This is a genomic window from Moraxella sp. FZFQ2102 (assembly GCF_024137865.1).
Taxonomy (GTDB): Bacteria; Pseudomonadota; Gammaproteobacteria; order Pseudomonadales; family Moraxellaceae; genus Moraxella.
In genome coordinates this window covers 1692163-1712190 of the sequence record NZ_CP099960.1, presented here as the reverse complement: position 1 = coordinate 1712190, position 20028 = coordinate 1692163, and the positions used below count along the sequence as shown (strand labels likewise).

General features: G+C 44.8%; 22 protein-coding genes, 1 tRNA gene and 1 pseudogene. 8 read left to right on the top strand and 16 right to left on the bottom strand.

What is annotated here, in order from left to right:
• Positions 1 to 671 precede the first annotated feature (671 nt).
• Positions 672 to 1262: a RepB family plasmid replication initiator protein gene (locus tag NGM44_RS08070; RefSeq protein WP_080947400.1), complete on the bottom strand. Its 591-nt coding sequence runs from the start codon at positions 1260 to 1262 to the stop codon at positions 672 to 674.
• A gap of 161 nt (positions 1263 to 1423) precedes the next feature.
• On the opposite strand from NGM44_RS08070, the gene accB reads away from it, so the two are divergent.
• The 6 genes from accB to NGM44_RS08040 all read left to right on the top strand — a co-directional run bounded on the left by accB (position 1424) and on the right by NGM44_RS08040 (position 5439).
• Entirely contained in the window at positions 1424 to 1900 is a 477-nt protein-coding gene (gene accB, locus NGM44_RS08065; RefSeq protein WP_253223177.1) for an acetyl-CoA carboxylase biotin carboxyl carrier protein, read from the top strand.
• A gap of 50 nt (positions 1901 to 1950) precedes the next feature.
• Positions 1951 to 2058 (top strand): DUF5713 family protein, encoded by a 108-nt coding sequence (locus NGM44_RS08060; protein WP_228143791.1) that lies wholly within the window; start codon positions 1951 to 1953, stop codon positions 2056 to 2058.
• 75 nt (positions 2059 to 2133) lie between these two features.
• Complete coding sequence (blaROB, locus tag NGM44_RS08055) at positions 2134 to 3063, top strand: ROB family class A beta-lactamase (RefSeq protein ID WP_253223176.1); 930 nt, start codon at positions 2134 to 2136, stop codon at positions 3061 to 3063.
• 252 nt (positions 3064 to 3315) lie between these two features.
• Entirely contained in the window at positions 3316 to 4050 is a 735-nt protein-coding gene (erm, locus tag NGM44_RS08050; protein ID WP_253223175.1) for a 23S ribosomal RNA methyltransferase Erm, read from the top strand.
• Between the two features lie 241 nt (positions 4051 to 4291).
• Positions 4292 to 4615 carry a transposase gene (locus NGM44_RS08045; RefSeq protein ID WP_253222813.1) on the top strand — a complete coding sequence of 108 codons (324 nt, stop codon included), beginning with the start codon at positions 4292 to 4294 and terminating at the stop codon, positions 4613 to 4615.
• A complete protein-coding gene (locus tag NGM44_RS08040) occupies positions 4576 to 5439 on the top strand; it encodes an IS3 family transposase (RefSeq protein WP_371923540.1) in 864 nt (287 codons plus the stop codon). The genes NGM44_RS08045 and NGM44_RS08040 overlap by 40 nt, the downstream gene beginning before the upstream one ends.
• Before the next feature lie 207 nt (positions 5440 to 5646).
• Here the strand turns inward: NGM44_RS08040 and NGM44_RS10900 are convergent, their stop codons facing one another.
• On the bottom strand, positions 5647 to 5763 hold the full coding sequence (locus NGM44_RS10900; protein ID WP_236564378.1) for a hypothetical protein: 117 nt from the start codon (positions 5761 to 5763) through the stop codon (positions 5647 to 5649).
• Between the two features lie 114 nt (positions 5764 to 5877).
• Between NGM44_RS10900 and NGM44_RS08035 the strand changes: the two are divergent.
• Positions 5878 to 6815 (top strand): annotated as a pseudogene (locus NGM44_RS08035) (IS30 family transposase).
• Positions 6816 to 6898: 83 nt separating this feature from the next.
• Here the strand turns inward: NGM44_RS08035 and queF are convergent.
• From queF to NGM44_RS08015, 4 genes are all read right to left on the bottom strand, one after another.
• The gene (queF, locus tag NGM44_RS08030; protein ID WP_253223174.1) at positions 6899 to 7741 is read right to left on the bottom strand and encodes an NADPH-dependent 7-cyano-7-deazaguanine reductase QueF; all 843 of its coding nucleotides are present in this window, start codon (positions 7739 to 7741) and stop codon (positions 6899 to 6901) included.
• Positions 7742 to 7803: 62 nt separating this feature from the next.
• Positions 7804 to 8577: an ABC transporter permease gene (locus tag NGM44_RS08025; RefSeq protein ID WP_253223173.1), complete on the bottom strand. Its 774-nt coding sequence runs from the start codon at positions 8575 to 8577 to the stop codon at positions 7804 to 7806.
• A gap of 22 nt (positions 8578 to 8599) precedes the next feature.
• Positions 8600 to 9553, bottom strand: a complete 954-nt coding sequence (locus tag NGM44_RS08020; protein WP_253223172.1) for an ABC transporter ATP-binding protein — start codon at positions 9551 to 9553, stop codon at positions 8600 to 8602.
• A gap of 157 nt (positions 9554 to 9710) precedes the next feature.
• Positions 9711 to 10334, bottom strand: a complete 624-nt coding sequence (locus NGM44_RS08015; RefSeq protein ID WP_253223171.1) for a cytochrome c5 family protein — start codon at positions 10332 to 10334, stop codon at positions 9711 to 9713.
• 247 nt (positions 10335 to 10581) lie between these two features.
• On the opposite strand from NGM44_RS08015, the gene NGM44_RS08010 reads away from it, so the two are divergent.
• Positions 10582 to 10658: transfer RNA gene (locus tag NGM44_RS08010), tRNA-Arg, on the top strand.
• Positions 10659 to 10699: 41 nt separating this feature from the next.
• Here the strand turns inward: NGM44_RS08010 and gloA are convergent.
• The 10 genes from gloA to NGM44_RS07960 all read right to left on the bottom strand — a co-directional run bounded on the left by gloA (position 10700) and on the right by NGM44_RS07960 (position 20012).
• Positions 10700 to 11236, bottom strand: a complete 537-nt coding sequence (gloA, locus tag NGM44_RS08005; protein ID WP_253223170.1) for a lactoylglutathione lyase — start codon at positions 11234 to 11236, stop codon at positions 10700 to 10702.
• A 39-nt stretch (positions 11237 to 11275) separates the two neighbouring features.
• Positions 11276 to 11905 carry a carbonic anhydrase gene (locus NGM44_RS08000; RefSeq protein WP_253223169.1) on the bottom strand — a complete coding sequence of 210 codons (630 nt, stop codon included), beginning with the start codon at positions 11903 to 11905 and terminating at the stop codon, positions 11276 to 11278.
• Between the two features lie 27 nt (positions 11906 to 11932).
• The gene (locus NGM44_RS07995) at positions 11933 to 12928 is read right to left on the bottom strand and encodes a hypothetical protein (RefSeq protein WP_253223168.1); all 996 of its coding nucleotides are present in this window, start codon (positions 12926 to 12928) and stop codon (positions 11933 to 11935) included.
• A 36-nt stretch (positions 12929 to 12964) separates the two neighbouring features.
• The gene (gene aroB / locus NGM44_RS07990) at positions 12965 to 14053 is read right to left on the bottom strand and encodes a 3-dehydroquinate synthase (RefSeq protein ID WP_253223167.1); all 1089 of its coding nucleotides are present in this window, start codon (positions 14051 to 14053) and stop codon (positions 12965 to 12967) included.
• A gap of 71 nt (positions 14054 to 14124) precedes the next feature.
• Positions 14125 to 14730, bottom strand: a complete 606-nt coding sequence (locus NGM44_RS07985) for a shikimate kinase (protein ID WP_253223166.1) — start codon at positions 14728 to 14730, stop codon at positions 14125 to 14127.
• A gap of 104 nt (positions 14731 to 14834) precedes the next feature.
• A complete protein-coding gene (locus tag NGM44_RS07980; RefSeq protein ID WP_253223165.1) occupies positions 14835 to 16262 on the bottom strand; it encodes a type IV pilus secretin PilQ in 1428 nt (475 codons plus the stop codon).
• Between the two features lie 64 nt (positions 16263 to 16326).
• Positions 16327 to 16983 carry a pilus assembly protein PilP gene (locus NGM44_RS07975; protein WP_253223164.1) on the bottom strand — a complete coding sequence of 219 codons (657 nt, stop codon included), beginning with the start codon at positions 16981 to 16983 and terminating at the stop codon, positions 16327 to 16329.
• Entirely contained in the window at positions 16980 to 17612 is a 633-nt protein-coding gene (locus NGM44_RS07970) for a type 4a pilus biogenesis protein PilO (protein ID WP_253223163.1), read from the bottom strand. The genes NGM44_RS07975 and NGM44_RS07970 overlap by 4 nt, the downstream gene beginning before the upstream one ends.
• A 3-nt stretch (positions 17613 to 17615) precedes the next feature.
• Positions 17616 to 19502: a pilus assembly protein PilM gene (pilM, locus tag NGM44_RS07965; protein ID WP_253223162.1), complete on the bottom strand. Its 1887-nt coding sequence runs from the start codon at positions 19500 to 19502 to the stop codon at positions 17616 to 17618.
• Positions 19503 to 19505: 3 nt separating this feature from the next.
• A complete protein-coding gene (locus NGM44_RS07960; protein ID WP_253223161.1) occupies positions 19506 to 20012 on the bottom strand; it encodes a GNAT family N-acetyltransferase in 507 nt (168 codons plus the stop codon).
• Positions 20013 to 20028 lie beyond the last annotated feature (16 nt).

Below are 20028 nucleotides of genomic sequence, written 5' to 3'. Positions count from 1 at the left end.
GTGATAATCCCTAGGGTAGCACAAAAAGGAAAACATTGAACTAACGGCTTAAATACGTTGATAAACTACTCCCCCTATTTTGAGAGAGTCAAAGAACCGCTATAAGTTCTGTTTTAAAACGTTTTAAACTATTTTCAACAGTTTCAACTAAATTAAACCATTCTCAACCATGACATGAGAGATTTTCAACTTTTAAAACATCTTAAAACATTTTAAAACATCTAAAAAATATAGCCGACTGACTTTTAAAACAATTGAAAACATTTTAAAACATTTGAAAACATCCGAACCTAACTGATAAGAGATTTTTAAAACAATTGAAAACATCTTAAAACATTTTAAAACAATGGAAAACAAGCAAGACGTTAAAACAAGCGGTAAAGGGTTTAGATTGGCTCAAGGCATGGATTGATTGTATTTTGAGTTCTATTTTGGTTTATTTTTAGAGTGTTTAGCGTGGGTATAGTGTGAGTGCAGGATAGGCTAAAGCCGTGAAAGTTTATAAATTTTATGGAATGATAAAATAACCCCCCTTTTTGGTGAACCACTTCTGACAATTAGTGTTGGAGCAGTCGTACCAAAAAGGGATTTTTAACCTATGATACCGTTCTGATGACAATAGATTAGAATTTGCGTTATATTGAAGTCTGATGGTTTTTGGGTATTGTTTTTTATTTGATAGTAAAACCAACTTTTGCCAAGTATGGGCGGTAAAATTCGGCTTTTTGTGGGTCTAATAGGTCGTTCTCAATCTTTTTGGCGTATTCTTTCATACTCATTCCGATTGGTGCATAGTCGCCAAGTTCTCTAAGCTCTGCCAATTTGCTAGCAAAGGTTTGGCGTTGCTTGTCGGTCATCTTGATTGGGGCAAGCATATCAACTGTGTTAGGGTCTCGAATTTTATTTTCTTTTGTCTTTTTAGCTTTTTCTTTCAACTCAAAAGTAAATTTGACTGCCACAAACTTACGCCCTTTTTTGATAAGTTCATATTGAGCTTTTAATGGCGATTTTTCGTTAATTTCTTTAATGGCAACATCAATTACATTAACTCTTAAATCTTTGGTTGCAGGGTATTTGTCAAGCAACATTAGCATATAACGCAAATCATCAAAATCAATCTGTGTCCAACCCTTGCCAGTATCCTTATTGAGATACTGTCTTAACAATGGATAAATACGATAAGTGTAAATACTACTAAATTCTGCAACATCTTGGGCTAAAAACTGGGTAAAACTTGCTTTTAAGTCGCTTAATAATGGCATAATTTCAAGGCATAAATTGCTAGACTTTTACCGTTAAATTCGCTAAAATCTGTTTTTTTGTTCTGCAAACAAATTATCCGAATTTCCGCGCAATGTACGTTTCAGGCTGCCTGAAATGCGTTGCGCCCCACACAAAACCCTGTTAATAGGAAATATTGAAAATGGATTTACACAAATTAAAAAAACTGATTGATTTGGTTGAAGAATCAGGAATTGCCGAGATTGAAGTTACCGAAGGCGAAGAAAAAGTCCGCATTACGCGCACCGTGGCTGCGCCAGCACCTGCTCAAACCATTTATGCGACTGCGCCAATGGCTGCACCTGTCGCGCCAGCCCCTGCACCCGTAGCGGCTGCGCCTGTTGCTGCGGCGGCTGCACCGTCAGCCCCTGCTGCGCGTGATTTGAGCCAAGCGCAAAAATCGCCTATGGTTGGCACGTTCTACCGCGCACCAAGCCCAAGCGCACCTGCGTTTGTGGAAGTGGGCGCAACGGTTAAAGCGGGCGACACGCTGTGCATTATTGAAGCCATGAAATTGATGAATGAAATTGAAGCCGAAAAATCAGGCGTGATTAAAGAAATTTTGGTGGAAAACGGTCAGCCTGTGGAATTTGGCGAACCTTTGTTTATTATTGAATAATACGTTTCAGGCTGCCTGAACATTCATAACCCATAAAATAAGGAAACAAGATGAACATTCAAAATCCGCAAATTCAATCATACGATTTTCTGCGTGGAATGTATGATGACGGCTATTTTCCCAATTTTTTGGTTGATAAATCCCCGCGTGATTGGTAAAATTATTTTTCAGGCTGCCTGAATTTTTCAGGCTGCCTGAAAAGAAATTTATTTAGTAAAATCAAAGGATAATTTATGTTAAATAAGTTAAAAATCGGCACATTATTATTGCTGACATTAACGGCTTCATTAACGGCTTGTTCGCCCAATTCTGTTCATTCGGTAACGTCTAATCCGCAGCCTGCTAGTGCGCCTGTGCAACAATCAGCCACACAAGCCACCTTTCAACAGGCTTTGGCGAATTTGGAACAGCAGTATCAAGCCCGAATTGGCGTTTATGTATGGGATACAGAAACGGGACATTCTTTGTCTTATCGTGCAGATGAACGCTTTGCTTATGCGTCCACTTTCAAGGCGTTGTTGGCTGGGGCGGTGTTGCAATCGCTGCCTGAAAAAGATTTAAATCGTACCATTTCATATAGCCAAAAAGATTTGGTTAGTTATTCTCCCGAAACCCAAAAATACGTTGGCAAAGGCATGACGATTGCCCAATTATGTGAAGCAGCCGTGCGGTTTGGCGACAACACCGCGGCCAATTTGCTGCTCAAAGAATTGGGTGGCGTGGAACAATATCAACGTATTTTGCGACAATTAGGCGATAACGTAACCCATGCCAATCGGCTAGAACCCGATTTAAATCAAGCCAAACCCAACGATATTCGTGATACGAGTACACCCAAACAAATGGCGATGAATTTAAATGCGTATTTATTGGGCAACACATTAACCGAATCGCAAAAAACGATTTTGTGGAATTGGTTGGACAATAACGCAACAGGCAATCTATTGATTCGCGCTGCTACGCCAACATCGTGGAAAGTGTACGATAAAAGCGGGGCGGGTAAATATGGTGTACGCAATGATATTGCGGTGGTTCGCATACCAAATCGCAAACCGATTGTGATGGCAATCATGAGTACGCAATTTACCGAAGAAGCCAAATTCAACAATAAATTAGTAGAAGATGCAGCAAAGCAAGTATTTCATACTTTACAGCTCAACTAACAAATTCATTTTGTTAGAAAAAGTGAAAATTAAGGGGGGATGCTTTCGTTACCACTCAAAAATAAAAAAGATACAAGAGAAATCTCTCGTATCTTTATTCAACAATAGGGCCCAATTGCAGTATAAATTTAACAGTCGTTCATCATGTTATTATTTATCAGAGCTTGTGCTATAATTATTCTAATTTCATAAAGTGGTTATAATGGATTGTTAATATAAACATTCATTATAACCGCATTGGAGTGAGTTATAATGAACAAAGTAAATATACAAGATAGTCAAAACTTTATTACATCCAAGTATCATATAAATAAAATATTGAGAAATATACGTTTAAATACAAATGATAATATTATTGAGATAGGTTCAGGTAAAGGTCATTTCACGCTTGAATTAGCTAAAAGGTGTAATTATGTAACCGCCATTGAAATAGACCCTAAATTGTGTAGGACAACTAAAAACAAGCTTATTGATTATGAGAACTTCCAGGTTATCAATAAAGATATATTAAAATTTAAGTTTCCTAAAAATAAGTCATATAAGATATTTGGAAATATACCTTACAACATCAGTACAGATATAATTCGAAAAATTGTTTTTGAAAGCACAGCTACAGAAAGTTATTTAATAGTGGAATATGGATTTGCTAAAAGGTTGCTAAATACAAATCGTTCACTAGCACTATTTTTAATGACAGAAGTTGATATATCCATATTAAGTAAAATCCCTAGAGAATACTTTCATCCAAAACCTAGAGTTAATAGCTCGTTAATTGTATTAAAAAGACACCCTTCAAAAATATCACTCAAAGATAGAAAACAATATGAAAATTTTGTTATGAAATGGGTTAACAAAGAATACATAAAACTATTTTCCAAAAACCAATTTTATCAAGCCTTAAAATATGCAAGAATTGACGATTTAAACAATATTAGCTTTGAACAATTCTTGTCTCTTTTCAATAGCTATAAATTATTTAATAGATAAGTTAAGGGGTGCATAAACTGCATCCCTTAACTTATCTTATTTTGCTTAAACAATCTTGGCCCGTAAACTGCATAACTCATATGTAAATCGCTCCTTTTTAGGTGGCACAAATGTGAGGCATTTTCACTATTTCCGGCAATTACTTCCATGTAAAGTATAACCCACTATACTTTACTGTAGTGGTACACTAATCCCGCAGTCCTCAATAAGTGGTACAATATCATAAAAATGAGGATAAACCATGAGACGACCAAGACGAAGCTTTAGTGCAGAGTTTAAATTAGAAGCAGTAAAATTAGTCACAGACAAAGGCTACAGCATATCCCAGGCTTGTCAGGAATTGGATGTTGGTGAAACATCATTTAGACGCTGGTTAAGCCAAGTCAAAGCAGAACATCAAGGCTATGTACTTGCAGGCTCAAAACCAATCAGTCCTGATCAACAACGTATTCGTGAGCTAGAAGATAGAATCAGAGTGCTAGAAGAGGACAAGCTGATTCTAAAAAAGGCTACAGCGATTTTAATATCTCTCGAGAGCAAAAATACCAAGCAATTAAGACATTAAAATCGCACGGCATCAAGCGTTTATGTAAGTTATTTGGCGTCAGTGAAAGTGCTTACTATACCCAGTTACGACAGGCTAATAAACCAGCTAAGCATGTTGGTATCGCCACTCACATAAAAGCCATTTTTGACGAAAGCAGAGGCTCAGCAGGTAAACGCAGTATCAAAGCACGATTGCAAGCAAAAGGTATCACAGTTGGCTTGTATTTAGTGCGTAAGCTTATGAAGCAGCAAGGCTTATTTAGCAAACAACCGCAAAAATGGCGTTATCAAGACAAAGACAATGGCCAAATATTTGACAATATTCTGGAGCGACAGTTTAGTCCTAAGCCTCATATAACGGTGCTTTGTGGTGATACAACCTATCTGAAGGTTAACGGCGTGTGGCATTATTTGGCAGTGGTTATTAATTTATCCAATCGTCAAGTAGTGGGCTGGAAGCTTGGTAATCGTCATGATGCAAATTTAGTGATTGATGCATTAAACCATGCCATGCTAAACATCAAACACACACCAAACATGATCTTTCACTCCGATCAAGGCAGTATTTATGGCAGTGACAAGTTTACAGCTTGTGTAAACAGACACAAGCTAGTCCAAAGCATGAGTCGCCGAGGCAATTGTTGGGATAATGCCCCAATGGAGCGATGGTTTCGTAGTTTTAAACATGAGTGGATGCCAAAAGGCGGTTATCGTGATGTTGAAAGTGCAATGAATGATGTCAAAGACTATGTGATGTATTATAATCACATTCGTCCACATCAATACAATCAAGGTCTGGCACCAGTTCCAGCAAAATCAACTTATCAGGGACTGTTGAATTAGTTGACCACTACATACTCGTAAAGGTGGGCTCGCCGAGGGGTCTTGCAGACGGCTCTGTCGGCTCTTTTGAGCCGAGTATCAGCGCACCCTTATGGTGCAATTAGCTGATACAAAAAACAAAGAGTTGGCTCATGTAATCCAACTCTTAAAACACAAAAAAATAACCCCCTTGGCTTTTCAGCAGGGGCATATTTTTTATTTAATTCCTCACTCTTTATAAACTTGGTTTTCTTTTTGCCAATTCGATTTTATGTACTCTTTTATAAAAAGAGTATTCCTCTCTGTTAGCAATTCGAACCAACCAGCAGGAGCTCGGTCAGACATACAATAATCAGCAAAATCTTTTAAATGCGCTGAATTTACAATCCAAGTGCAACAAAAAAAGAAGTACTCATCAACTAGAATATAATTTTGTTTCCACACAAAAACCACTTCCAAATGATGAGTACTTCCTATCAACATCTTACAATAAACGAGCGAGAAAAGATAATGATTTTACTCGCACAGGGCAAAAAACAAGCAGAAATTGCCAAAGCACTGGGACGTAGCTCCAGCACCATAGTGCAACGAACGCACAAAACAGCTATTTGAAGCATCGTCAAAATAGCAAAGCACAGCGCAAATTAGAGCAGCCTGAATATTTCAATTTGGTGCAAGAAAAGTTTCTGACAGAAAACTGGTCGCCCGAACAAATCAGCGCACGATTAAAATTGGAAAAATCTGAATTATCCATTAGTTATTCAACCATTTATCGTGGTATTTATTCAGGGTTGTTTGATATAGGCGAACGCAAAGCCAGTCGCAAACTGCGCCACAAAGGCAAAACACGGCATACAAAAAATCATCATGAAAAACGTGGCAAAATTCAGATATCCAACCATTTGAACGACCGTCCCATTTCGGCGCAAAATCGCAGTCGCTTTGGACATTGGGAAGCCGATACCGTACTGGGTAAAGCGGGTGGAGCTTGTTTGCTGACGCTGACGGAACGCAAAAGTCGTTTTGAGTTGGTGAAGAAAATTCCTGCCAAAAAAGCCGAAGCTGTCCAAAAAGCTATGATTGAATTGCTTGATTCACATATATTGCGGTCAATTACGCCAGACCGTGGTAAAGAATTTGCCCAACATCGTTTGGTAACAGAAGCACTGGGTGTAGAATTTTACTTCCCCGAGCCGCATCAACCGTGGACACGGGGAACGAATGAAAACACAAATGGGTTACTTCGTGAATATTTCCCGAAGCAACAAGACATCAATCAGTGGAGCGATATTGATATTCAACAGGTGGTCAATAAACTGAATTTACGTCCGCGTAAATGTTTAGGTTGGAAAACACCTTATGAAGTTTACTTCAAAAAAACGTTGCACTTGGTTTGACAATTCAAGGGATAATTTCTATTGGTTTTTTTTGATGGTGTGGGGTACACCTACAACCGTTTTGATGCAATAAATTTTTGGCTTTATTGACGCACCAATCGCCCAATGCTTGGCATCGGATGGCTCAGCACTCGTACAGGATTGATGTCAATGCCACCGCGGCGAGTGTAGTTGGCTTGCACCATCAGACTTGTCGGTGCATAGACCGTCAATAAATCAGCAAAAATCTGCTCGACGCACTGCTCATGAAAGCCATTATGCTTACGGAAACTCAGCACATACGCCAGCACCTTGGCATACTCCACCTGCTTGGTGGTCGTGATAGACACCGACAGCGTACCCCAGTCTGGCTGATTGGTCACAGGGCAGTTTGAGCGAAGCAGATTGGTATGAAATTGAAAGGTTTGCACCACGCCATCAACTGCTGTGCCAAGTAGCGACGCATCGACATCATCAACGACAGCGACCGCATCACCCCCATCAAGCACGGCATCGATACACTCGCCCACAGGTCGCACCACTGCAAAATCAGCCCCATCAAGCGAGCTGATCAAAACCGTGACCGATGCCCCCACACACGCTGTCAAGTCACGCTCAATGGTCTGCTTGACAGCAGACACATCATCAAACTGGGTGAAATTCAGACTATTTAGGTAGAGCTTGAGTGATTTTGACTCAACGATATTTGGTGAGTCAGCAGGGATAGTGATGCGAGCGATGGCGACTTTTGAGATGCCTTGTGGATTTAGCCACGACAACTCAAATGCCTGCCACACATCAACGCCTGCCATCAGATGCTCTGCCGATACACCCGACTTCGCCAAAATCTCATCTCGACCAATCGTGCGGCTGATGGCAAACAGCACACTGTTGTCATAGCTTTGGGGATAGCTGGTACTCTCGCCCAAGACACCGTGAATACTCATAATTTTCTCTTAATAAAACAAATCATCCATCACCATCTGACACGTCGATGGCAAATCATCAATCACAACCGCAATCTTGAACCATTGGCAAGCAAGCGATACGAGATGACATAGAGCACCATACAAAAGCCCAAAATCGCCACCAACGACCACCAAACATTGACATCTGAGTAGCCTAGGATACCATAACGAAAGGCGTTGACCATATAGACAATCGGGTTTAGCAAAGATAAAGTCTGCCAAAAACCTGATAGATTTTCTAAAGAATAAAATACACCGCCTAGGTAGGTCAATGGCGTCAGCACAAAGCTTGGAATGATCGAAATATCATCAAACGAACGCGCAAACACCGCATTGATGAGACCGCCAAGGCTAAACAGCACAGAAGTACCGACAATGGTCGTCAGCATCACGCCAAGATGCGCCACACCAAGCTTGGTAAAAAATAGCGCGACCACGGTCACAATCGCCGCGATGGCAAGTCCGCGAAACACACCGCCCGCCACATAGCCGAACAAAATCGTATGCTTAGAAATCGGCGACACCAAAAGCTCTTCGATACTGCCTTGAAATTTCATGCTAAAAAAGCTTGAAACGACATTAGAATAACTGTTGGTAATCACCGCCATCATGATCAAACCTGGCACGATGAACTGCATATAGCTCACCCCGCCCATCTCACCGACACGACTACCAATCATCTGACCAAAAATCACAAAATACAGCGTCATCGTGATGACAGGTGGCAAAAGCGTCTGCGGCCAGATGCGTAATATCCGCTTGATTTCTTTGATTAAAATGGTGGTGAATGCCACCCATTGCTTGCCAAAATTCATAAGATACTCTTGTTGTTATTATTTAGTCATTGGAGAGTTTTTCGGTCAGATTATTTTCAACCAAGCTCATAAACAGCTCTTCTAAGCGATTGGATTTGTTTCGCATACTGGCGATTTGCACGCCTTGGGTGGATAATTGAGCAAAGACATCATTCAAACTTTCGCCTTTTTTGAGTGTGACTTCAAGGCTTAGCTCATCGATTTGTTGAAATTTGACGACATTGGTTAGATGGATTTGCCCATCAAACGGTTTGGCAAAATCCAAAATAAAACTTTCGATATCAAGGCTTGCCAACAAACTTTTCATATCTGTATTGATGCGAATCTCACCCTTATCCAAGATGGCGATGTGCTTACACAGCTGTTCAGCCTCTTCTAGATAATGCGTGGTCAGAATAATCGTCGTCTGCTCTTCGCGGTTGATGTATTCCATAAACTCCCACATCGAACGGCGTAGCTCAATATCCACACCTGCAGTCGGCTCATCCAAGATGAGCAGTTTTGGCTTATGCATCAATGCACGAGCAATCATCAAGCGACGCTTCATACCACCTGACAGCATACGCGCCTTGGTATCTTTTTTATCCCACAGACCCAGCGCCTTCAATAGTTTTTCGGCACGGGGGCGAGCATCACGAGCAGTAATGCCAAAATACCCTGCTTGATTAATCAAAATATCTTGGACATTTTCAAACTGCATGAAGTTAAATTCTTGGGGAACGACACCTAGGAACTCTTTGGCTTTGGCAGGATTTTTGAACAAATCCACCCCAAAAATCTCAACCGTCCCTGCCGACGGTGGAAATAGAGAGCTGACAATGCCAATGGTAGTTGATTTACCCGCACCATTTGGCCCCAAAAGCGCGAAAAAACCGCCCTGTGGCACAGTCAAATCAATACCTTTTAATGCAGTAAAGCCATTGGGATAAGTCTTGGTCAGCCCTGTAATCTTGAGCGCGGGCACACTATCGGTCATAGTTATTCTCTGGAATAGGTTATTATTACTTATAATAAATAAGGCTGATCAATGCCATTTTCAAGCAAAGCACGCCTTGATATACTACAGTAAATCCATCAAAGCAAAATCCCAAGCCGTCAAGCTTGGGATTGATACTGACATCACAAAGCAGTGATTAGCTTGAATGCTCGATGATGTAATTAACTGCGTTTTTAACTTCATCATCAGAAAGGTCAGCGCCACCACGAGCAGGCATGGCGTTGAAACCATTGATCGCGTGGTTATAAAGTGTTTCTTTGCCTTTACCGATACGCGGACCCCAGTCGCCTGCATTACCAAATTTCGGTGCACCGACCAGACCAGCATCATGACAAGTAGAACAGATCGCCTTGTACAAGACATCACCATCACGCGCTTGACCTTCTACCGCAGGTGGTAGCGCAACGATATTGATATCGCACTCTTCACCGTCAAAGCACACTTTACCAAATGGCTCAATGCGTGCGATCAGCTTTGGATACATCGCGACCAATTTTGCCACTTGTGGAGAATCTTTTGGTGCTTCTTCAGCAGGCTTAGCAGGTTGTGCTGCTGCATCTGTCGCAGCTGCATCCGCTGTCGCCGCGTCTGCTGGTGCAGCATCGGCAGTAGCTTGATCTGCTGGCGCTGCTTCAGCTGAAACTGCCGCATCCGCAACAGGTGCATCAGCAGGCTTGGCTTCTTGTGCTTGAGTTGCCATGGTTGTCGCTGCTAACAAGGTAGCAACAGAGAACATTACAGCTTTTTTCATTGTCATCATCTCGTTTTGGCCGTGAGCCTATGCTCTGGGGATGTCAAATGGCAATTCAACAACCTGTCAATTTGCCATTGCAACGATACAAAATTTTTCCCTACTATTATAAGGGAAAAAGCAGGTAAAATGCTATATTTTTTATCAAATCTGTTAAAATTAAGTAAGATTTGCACAAATTTGGTATTAATTGCCAATATTTTGGCGTCAAATCTAGCAATTTTCACAAAAACTTGCTAGAATTTGCAAGCTTTACGCACCCATAGCTCAGTTGGATAGAGTGTCAGCCTCCGAAGCTGAAGGTCGCCAGTTCGATTCTGGCTGGGTGCGCCATTTCTCACCCATCTTTGCGATGGGTTTTTCTTTGCCTGCGATCAGCGATTGTTATTGATCTCGATGATCTCAATCCAGTAGCCATCTGGATCTTTGATAAAGGCGATGTCTTTCATGCTGCCTTCTTCTGGGCGTTTTTTGAACTCAACGCCATTGGCATCAAACCACGCCACCGCATCAGCCAAGCTTGGCACGCTAAAGCAAATATGCCCAAAGCCGCGCGGGTCGCTGTTGCCATCATGATAGCTGAAGTTCTCATCGTTTTCTGTGCCATAATTGTGCGTCAGCTCAAGAATGCTGCGCTGACGCGAAACAAAGTCTTTTAGCTCATCGCCTGCAGGCAGATTGGCACGCTCTTCTACGGTTAGTTTGGCTAAAAAGTACAAATCAAATTGCGCATCTGGAAATTGGCGATGCTTTAATAAACTCATGCCAAGCACACCTGTATAAAACTCCAGTGATTTCACAGGATCTTTTACGCGTAGCATGGTGTGATTATAAATATAACCTTCAGATTGTACAGGAATATCTTTGACACCATTTGCGGTCAGTGAGTTGCTTGGTTGTTTAATAGTCATAATTCACCTTTGTACTTAGTCTAAATTTATTAATTTGAATTAATTTTCAAAAAATTTCACACGCCCAGTCGCCACATCGTATTCGGCGCCGACGATGAGCAGATCACCCGCTTCAACCATATCTTCTAATATACGCGAGCCGTGACGCAGCTGCGCGACCGACATTCGCACATTGGCGCGAATCGAGCGATCGATCAGCTCATCCATATCCACATCATCACCTGATGCCGTGGCGATCTCATGCAGGTTCAGCACGCTTGGGCGAATGCGATCGACGATGGATTGTAAGTTCGGTGAGTAGTATTGATCAGGATTGACCAAAGCTTCGATACACGCTGTCACCGCGCCACAGTGCGAATGCCCCATCACCACCACAAGGCGCGTGCCGAATTTCTCAGCGGCAAATTCAATCGAGCCGATTTGGCTAGGCGCAACGACATTGCCCGCCACGCGAATCACAAACAAATCACCCAAACCCTGATCAAAAATCAGCTCAACAGGCACACGCGCATCCGAACAACCCAAGATGATGGCGCGCGGATTTTGCTCCTTGACCAAAGTCGGCGGTGGAATGCGGAGATCTTCAGTGCTGGCAAGATTGGACACATAACGCTCGTTGCCTGCTTTTAATAACTCGAGCACTGCCTGTGCTTGCGTTTGTGGAGTCATGGAGTATTCTCGTTTAATTTTACTAAATTATTGCGTATCGGCATTGGCATCAGGCTGAGCTGTCGGCGCTGGCGCTGGCGTCTCTGCTTTTGGCTCTGGCTTAGCTTCAGGTTTTAGCTCAGGCTTTGGTGCAGATTCTGCCTGTGGTGGCGTCAGCACAGGTGGCGTCGGTGTTTCAGCGGCACGCGGCTCATTGCTTGGTGCATAATTGCGCGAGATCTCACCTTGCACTGCACCTGCTTCATTATTCAGCTGTGCGCGTGCCAATTCTCGCTCTTGGCGACGGCGTTCATTGGCTTGTGCTTCTTGGGCGCGTGCTTGTGCTTGCTCAATACTGCGGCGTGCCAAATCCTGATCGGCGCGCGTGGCTGCCTGCACAGGGATTTCGCTGCGTGTCGCTTGCAGATTGATGCGGCGCGGCTGTGTACTTGCCATATCGCTGATCGAGTCAGCGCGCATATAATTATCAATAATGGTTAAATAATCACCTGCTTTCACCGCCTTTGGTGCAAGACTGCTTGGTAAACCAAAATCCTGCGTCTTCAGCGCGGCATTGGCTTCATCCATGCTGGCAAACTGCCCAAAGGTCAAGATATAGTGCGGTTTTTTGTTGGCGTCCAGATAGCGAAAATACGCGTATTTATCACGATTTTCTTGGCTGTCAAGATAATCGACGATCACCTGATTTTCGGCGACATCCATCAGCTGAACTGTGTATTTGTTCGCGACATTTTCAAAGAAAATCTTATCGCGAAACTCAGCCGGATAGGTGCGCATATCGCGGATCAAGGTTGAAAAATCGATCGGCTTGACTTCTTTTTCAAGGTCACGCAGATGATCGATGCGCTTTGGCAATGCCGCCTGAACCACTTCATCGGCTTGGGCGGGTTTTTTGATGATCGTTGGCGCGGTAGAAGTTAGCCACACTAGCAGCCAAGCCACCGCAATCACGCCTGCGCCAATCAGCCACAGCTTAGATTGGCGTCGAAAATATTGTGAACTCATCGCTTGATTTTGCGACATAATCTTAACCTTGAAATTAAATAAACAAATAAATCTTTATGCGCCTGCCAATACCGATTCTAGTGTCGATAACTCAAAATCCGCCGTCACAAACGCATCACCGATGGCTCGTAGTAGTACCAAGCGAATTTTGCCTTGCTGCACTTTCTTATCATGACCCATCAGATCTAATGCTTCATCGACCGCGATTTGTGGCGGCGTGGTTGGTAAATCAAATCGCTCAATCACACGAATGATACGCGCGACATCGTCCGCACTGATTAAGCCTAGCTTAAATGACATCTGCGCCGCTTGCACCATACCGACCGCCACCGCTTCCCCATGCAGCCATGCGCCATAGCCTTGATGTGCTTCGATGACATGGCCAAAAGTATGACCGAAATTCAAAAGTGCGCGCCTGCCGGCTTCGCGCTCATCTTCGGCGACCACTTGCGCTTTAAAGTCGCAGCAGCGATGCACCATCTCGCCCAAAATCGCACCATCTTGGGCAGTGATGGCATCAGCATTGTCTTCTAGCCAAGTCAGAAAATCAGCATCCATAATTAAGGCATACTTAATAACTTCTGCCATACCTGCGGCAAACTCACGCTTTGGCAAGGTCTTAAAAGTCGCCATATCAGCCAGCACGCATTGCGGCTGCCAAAATGCACCGATCATATTTTTGCCACGCGGGTGATTGATGCCTGTTTTGCCGCCGACACTAGAATCTACCTGGGCAAGCAAAGTCGTTGGTACCTGGATGAAATCCACCCCGCGCATAAAGCTTGCCGCCGCAAAGCCTGTCATATCACCGATGACACCGCCGCCCAGAGCGACCAAAGTGCAATCGCGCGCAAAATGCTGCTCAAGCAGCGTATCATAAATGGCATTGATACTGTCTTGGTTCTTGTGCGCTTCACCATCAGGCAGCACCACGCTATGAGCGATAAAGCCTTGAGCCACAAGCGCGCTTTTTAGACCGTCCAAATACAAAGGTGCGACCACATCATTGCTGACAATCAGCACCTGTTTACCCTTAATATATGGCACAAGCTTGGTGGCAAGATCAGGCGTGCCATGACTTGCACAAATAAAAATCGGGTAATCATGGCTTTGGGTATGAACCAATAAAGTACTGCTTGACATGGTGACACTTATCCTTTATTTCTTGTAATGCTAATAAATACCAATCAACTCAAATTTGTATTTTTACCTTTTTATGATGTCAATTGACGACATTCTTCATGATAATTTTTTAAAATTTCTAAAATATCGTGTACCATCTGCTTGGGGTAAGCACGCCCAGTCGGCACGATGATATCCGCCACTTCACGGTATAAGGGATTGCGCTCGGCGTATAATTTCTCAAGTACAGCGCGCGGATTGTCCGACTGCAGCAAGGGACGGTTTTTGTCTTTTTTGGTGCGGATCAGCTGTGTATCGACTGTAGCGTCCAGATAAATCACCAAGCCTTGCTTTAATAGCTCGCGATTTTCGCTGCGACCTACCGCGCCGCCGCCTGTCGCCATAACAAGATTGGGCATCGCGGTCAGCTCCATCAAAGCGCGCGTTTCGCGTTCACGAAAGCCTGTTTCGCCTTCTTTTTCAAAAATCCACGGAATGTCCGCCCCTGTCTGATCGACGATATACCAATCACAATCAATGAACTGGCGGCCCAAATGCTTGGCAAGCAGCTTACCAATCGTGGTCTTGCCTGCGCCCATCGGCCCTACTAAATAAATGGACGGCAATTGCTTGGCGAGTGCCGTATTGGTTTTTTCAACCACCACTTCTTCGATGATTGCCGAGTCCGCATCTTGCATATTATCGTTTCCAATAAAATCTTTTATAAATAGCCTATGATACAAGTTTTGGCAGGTTCTTGCCACTATTTTTATTTGTAGTTTTGTTCAGATCTGCGCTCATGCTATATTTTGCCTTGGCTTGGCGGTGCTGCGAGCAACTTTGGGGTGATGAAAATCAAGAGCTCAGATTTGTCATTGCCCTTCTCATCATAGCGAAACAGACGACCCAACACAGGGATTTCGCCCAGCAGTGGTACTTTGTTATTTTGGTTTTGGTCACTGTGACGATAGATGCCACCAAGCACCACCGTTTGTCCATTTTCGACGATGACATTGGTCTCGATGGCATCTTCTTGGATGGCGATACTGCCAAAGGTACTGACTGGATTGCCATTTTTGATGACCAATTTAAGCACGATTTTACCATCAGGGGTAATCGATGGCGTGGCTTCAAGCAAGAGCGCCGCTTCTTTAAAGGTGGTCGTGGTCGCCCCCGAAAAAGTCGTTTCTTGATAGGGAATCTGCACGCCCGATGAGATGCGCGCCATTTGTTTATCGGCGGTGAGCACGCTTGGCGTGGAGATGACTTCGCCCTTATTTTCAGCTTGCATCGCGGATAATTCCAAATCCAATACGCCATCAGGCAGGTTTAATAAGCCAAATGCAATGCGTCCCAAGGCATTATCCACGCCCAGATTCACCGCTTGATAATCAGGGTAAAACTCGCCACCGCCTGCGCCCAAGCGACGCGCTTCCCATAGGGCATTTTGTGAGCCGCCGACTTGCACATTGCCGATCCGCGCCTGCGCACCCAGTCGCGCACCCAGTTGCCTGCCGAAGCTTTGGTTCGCTGAGACGATGCGCGCTTCGATCATCACCTGCTCAACAGGAATATCCAGCTGTGCGATCATCTGCCGTAAGTTGGCGATGCTTTGCGCGGTGTCTTGGATAATTAAGGTGTTGGTGCGCTGATCGACCGTGACTGTTCCTTTTTCAGATAATAGACTGCCGCGCTCACTGGTGGTGATGACTTCATCAGAATTCTGCACGCGCACCGTGGGCAAGATACTGTGCAAATTCTCATTTCTACTACTGCGGTTGATGTTACCGCGTTCGGTTTTTTGTCCCATGATCAGTGCGGCGATGTCGCTTGCCATGGCGTAATTGAGCCTGACATAATCGGTGATGATCGGCTGATTGGGCTGAATGGATTTTGAGCTGACAAGCCAAACATTGCCGTTTTTTAGCACAGATAAATTGCGCATCTGCATCACCACATCGAACGCCTGATCCCATGGTACTTGGGTGAGCCTGATGGTCATGTTGCCTGTCACGCTGTCATCGGTGATGATATTGATACCTGTAAAGCTTGCAAGCACATCAAGCACCGCGCGAACTGGCATATCTGCAAACTCAAGGCTAATCGGCGCACCCGTGTAGCCCTGCGCAGCACTTGGATTGACAGTGGGTGTATCAGCTGCGTCATTGGCATATGCCGTCATCGCACACAAAGGCAAAAGCGCCATCATCCAGTTGCTTAAGTGTTTCATGCTTGATTTATACTCGATTGATTTTATTGATAAATTTGTAAAATTGATAAAAATACCACAATGATCATTTGGCAAATGACATCATGCTCTGCCGCTCATAATATCGCCCATCATCACCAAGCACCGCTTCTGTGATAGCTATCTGCGTAGGTGTAATCTGTGTGACGAGTCCATGATGCCGCCCGATATAACGCCCAACGCTCAGCTGATGCACAAAGCCATCAGGGCTTCGTACCAAAGCAATTTGTCGCGTGTGATCGCTGATCCGCCCTTGATAAATCAGCTGGCTAAGTTCATAATTTTCAAGCGGTTCGCGCACTCGTGTATCATCGATACTGATAATTTTGCCGAGTATTTTTGGGATAGGTTTAGTATCTGCTTTAGGTTCATTCAGCACAGGTTTTGGCGATGTATCGTCAGTATTTTTATCGCGCTTTTGATCGCTTGCTCTACTTTCTGCTTTGCTCACTTGGGTGCTTGCGGTGTCATTGACAGGTTCGGTCTTTGCTTGCGTGCGCCAAGGATTGGCAAAAGGATCTTTACCCGCTTGATAAACGCCGATCACAGGTGCGCCTGTCGGCAGGGGCATCACTTGCGGTGCGCTCGGCTGACTTGTGATGGCGGACAATTTCTCATCGGCTGTCTGTTCGGCATCTTCTGCACACGCGCTCAGTAGCACTGGCAAAATCAAGGCAAATAACGCACGGTAAATTTTCATCATTGCCCCTTAGCCTGCGTATCTTGCGCCTTAGGATTGGCTTGGAAAGTCAGCACCGTCATCGTAAGACGCAGCCGACCGCCCTGCTCAGCAGTGATCTCAAAATCCGACACCGCAAGCAAAAATGGCAGCTGCGTCAGTGCGAACAGCCATTGACCCAAATCATGATAACTGCCTGTTGCCACCACAGCGATCGGTCGCTCAGTAACATTGGGCGTCATGCGCATCGCTTGCACACTCGCGCTTTGGATCCGCACCTGATGCATGGCCGCTTGGCTTTGTAATTCGCTGACAATCTGTGTCATCGGTGCGCTCACAGGCAGCTGTGAAAGCCGTGCTTGCAACTTGGTATTTTCGTCAATCAGTCGCTGTCTGGTCGCATCGAACTGCCCAAGCTGTCGATGACTTTGGGCAAATTCATCGATCAAGCGCAGCTGCTGGCTGTGTGCAGCGGTCAATCTATCATACTGCGGCGAGATCAGCACAAGCCATGCAAATATGGCAAGCACCGCGATGATCAGCATCAGCACCACCGTCTGCACCGATTTGGGTGCTTGGGCGATGTTATGGCGATTGACCTGATTGAGCTTTTGCCAAAATTCTGCCATTGATGCCTGATGATGCCACTTCATTGATCAGTTTTCCTTATCAATAACATCATTATCTGATGGCGTATTCTCATCAGATAATGCATCCATCACAGGCGTGCTGTGCTTGGCAGTCATCGTAAAACGCACCACGGTATCGACGCTTTGGATAGCGGTAACAAGCACTTGGGTGAATTGCCCTGACATCTCAAGCTGACTGGCGAAAACAGATACCTGCGTCGCATCCTTTGCCATGCCCTGTATCGTGATCTCATCATTTGTCTGGCGCAGTCCATCGAGATACACCCCTGTTGGCACAAGGTTTGGCAAGTTTTGCCAAATACCAAGTGTCTGATGATCCCGCCCCCACAGATTCATAGCAGCAAGCTGTGCTTTGGCGGTGCGATTTTGTTGCTCTAGCTGCTTGATGGCGCGAAGCTTGTCTTTATTCTGCTCAATGCGCGTACCGATGACATCATTCACCGCTGTCTGCTGATGGGTCAAATATACCAACACAGCGAACACGCCAAGTAATACAGCTGCAGCAGTGATGAGTATCAATGTAAACTTTTTCTTAAAGGTTTGATCTTGTAAGGCGCGCGCTTCATCACGCCAAGGTAGTAGATTGATCGCCTTATGTGTATTGAGCGGTGAATGGTGTAACGACAGTGCCATCGCAGGCAGTAGCAAGGGTACAACCGCTTGTGCCTGCATCGGCATGGCAATCTGCGGTGCAGCAGCGAACATCACCGTGCTGTCAGTTTGGGCGTTCAGTTTATCAATCAATGCCAAGTATGCTTGTGAGACACCGGCGATGATGATGCGCTTGGGCAGTGCTGCTTGATGCGTTTGGTAAGTATTCAGCATGGCTGTGATTTGGGCCTGTAGCTGATTGATTGTATGATCATTCGGCACATCATCAAGCATGGTTTGATCAATGTTTTGGCGCACATCAGATGGATGAGTTATCACTGCATCATCAAAGCTGATGGTATAGGGCTCAGTGGTCGTTGCCGTTATAAAATTAGATGGATCGGTATCGGTTGATTGATGATCAGCAGCGTGTTCATTGGTGGACTTAGTATCAGCTGATGACTGCGTGACTGTCGCTTGCTCGGTATCTGTTTGCGTTTTGGTATTATTTAAAAATGCATAAAAATCCAGTGTCGCAGCAGGCTTATCATCACTTATCATCTCATCGATTGGCTGATCAGTTGCTGCATTCTCTGCTTGATGTTCAGCTACCTTAACAGTGTCCGTGCCAAAAAATTCAAGCGTGCGATGCGTAATTTTCTCCCCATCAATGATCGTAAGCGCGCTTTGATCACGCCCAATCTCCACCAATGCCACAGACTCTGTCATCGGCATAAATATCGACAGCGCCCGCGCCCAACTTAGCGCACCCGTCTCGATGGCGACCGTCTGCAGCCCTGCCATCGCCAGCACTTCAGTACAATCATCGACCGCTTGGCGATGAGCAATAGTCAGGCGAATGCGCTGTATCTCACCAACAATCTCAAGACAAGTAAAGTCAATATACACATCATCGAGCGACTGACCGATGTATTGCTCTGCATCCAGCAAAATCGCCGCTTCGATTGCTGTATCATCAAGCCACACAGGCAGCTCAATCATGCGATGCATGACAAGCTCTTCTACCACGCTACAGGCAGCATGACTTGGCAAAATACTAAGCTGACTCATCGCGGTACTTAGTGCATTTGCCAAAGCCGATTTATCCACGATTTTGCCTTGATCGATGGCATCAACGCACGGACTGACAGCAAAGTCTAATAAATCCATGCGCCCATGATGCGCACTCATCACCGCAACGCTCACCGCCGTATCACTAAAGACCACGCCTGCGATGGGCGCTTGATCCGCTTGCCGACCCAGCCAAGCCTGCAGTCGCGCACGCATTGAAACCACTGACATACCCTACTCGTGCAAGCACCGACCCATCAGCACCGTATCTGCCAAAAACCCATCCATATCACAGATGTTCGGCAGCACACCCCATTCGACGAATTCAAACTGTGCAAATAATGATAAACTTGGCAGATTGTGCCGGAAAATCAGTGCCACGACATTTTTGATGCCGTGCTGTGGTGCGACTTTGAGCATGAATGCCACTAATAGCTTGCCCAAACCCTTGTGATGATATGGCTTGGTGATGTATAAGCTGATCTCAGCGCTGATGTGATAAGCGGGCAAGCTGTACAAATCACTAAAACTTGCCCATGCGACGATCTGACCATCATCATCGCACACTACATAAATCGGGCGCGTGTCGTCATTGTGCGTATCAAACCACGCCGTACGATCGGCAACCGTATACGGCGCAAGGCTCGCGTGCGCGATCTTGTCATCGACCGTTTCATTAAAAATCGCCACCAATCTGGGCAAATCATCACGCGTCGCCAAGCGAATGTGCGGCTTTTGCATCTGTCTTCCTTGTGCC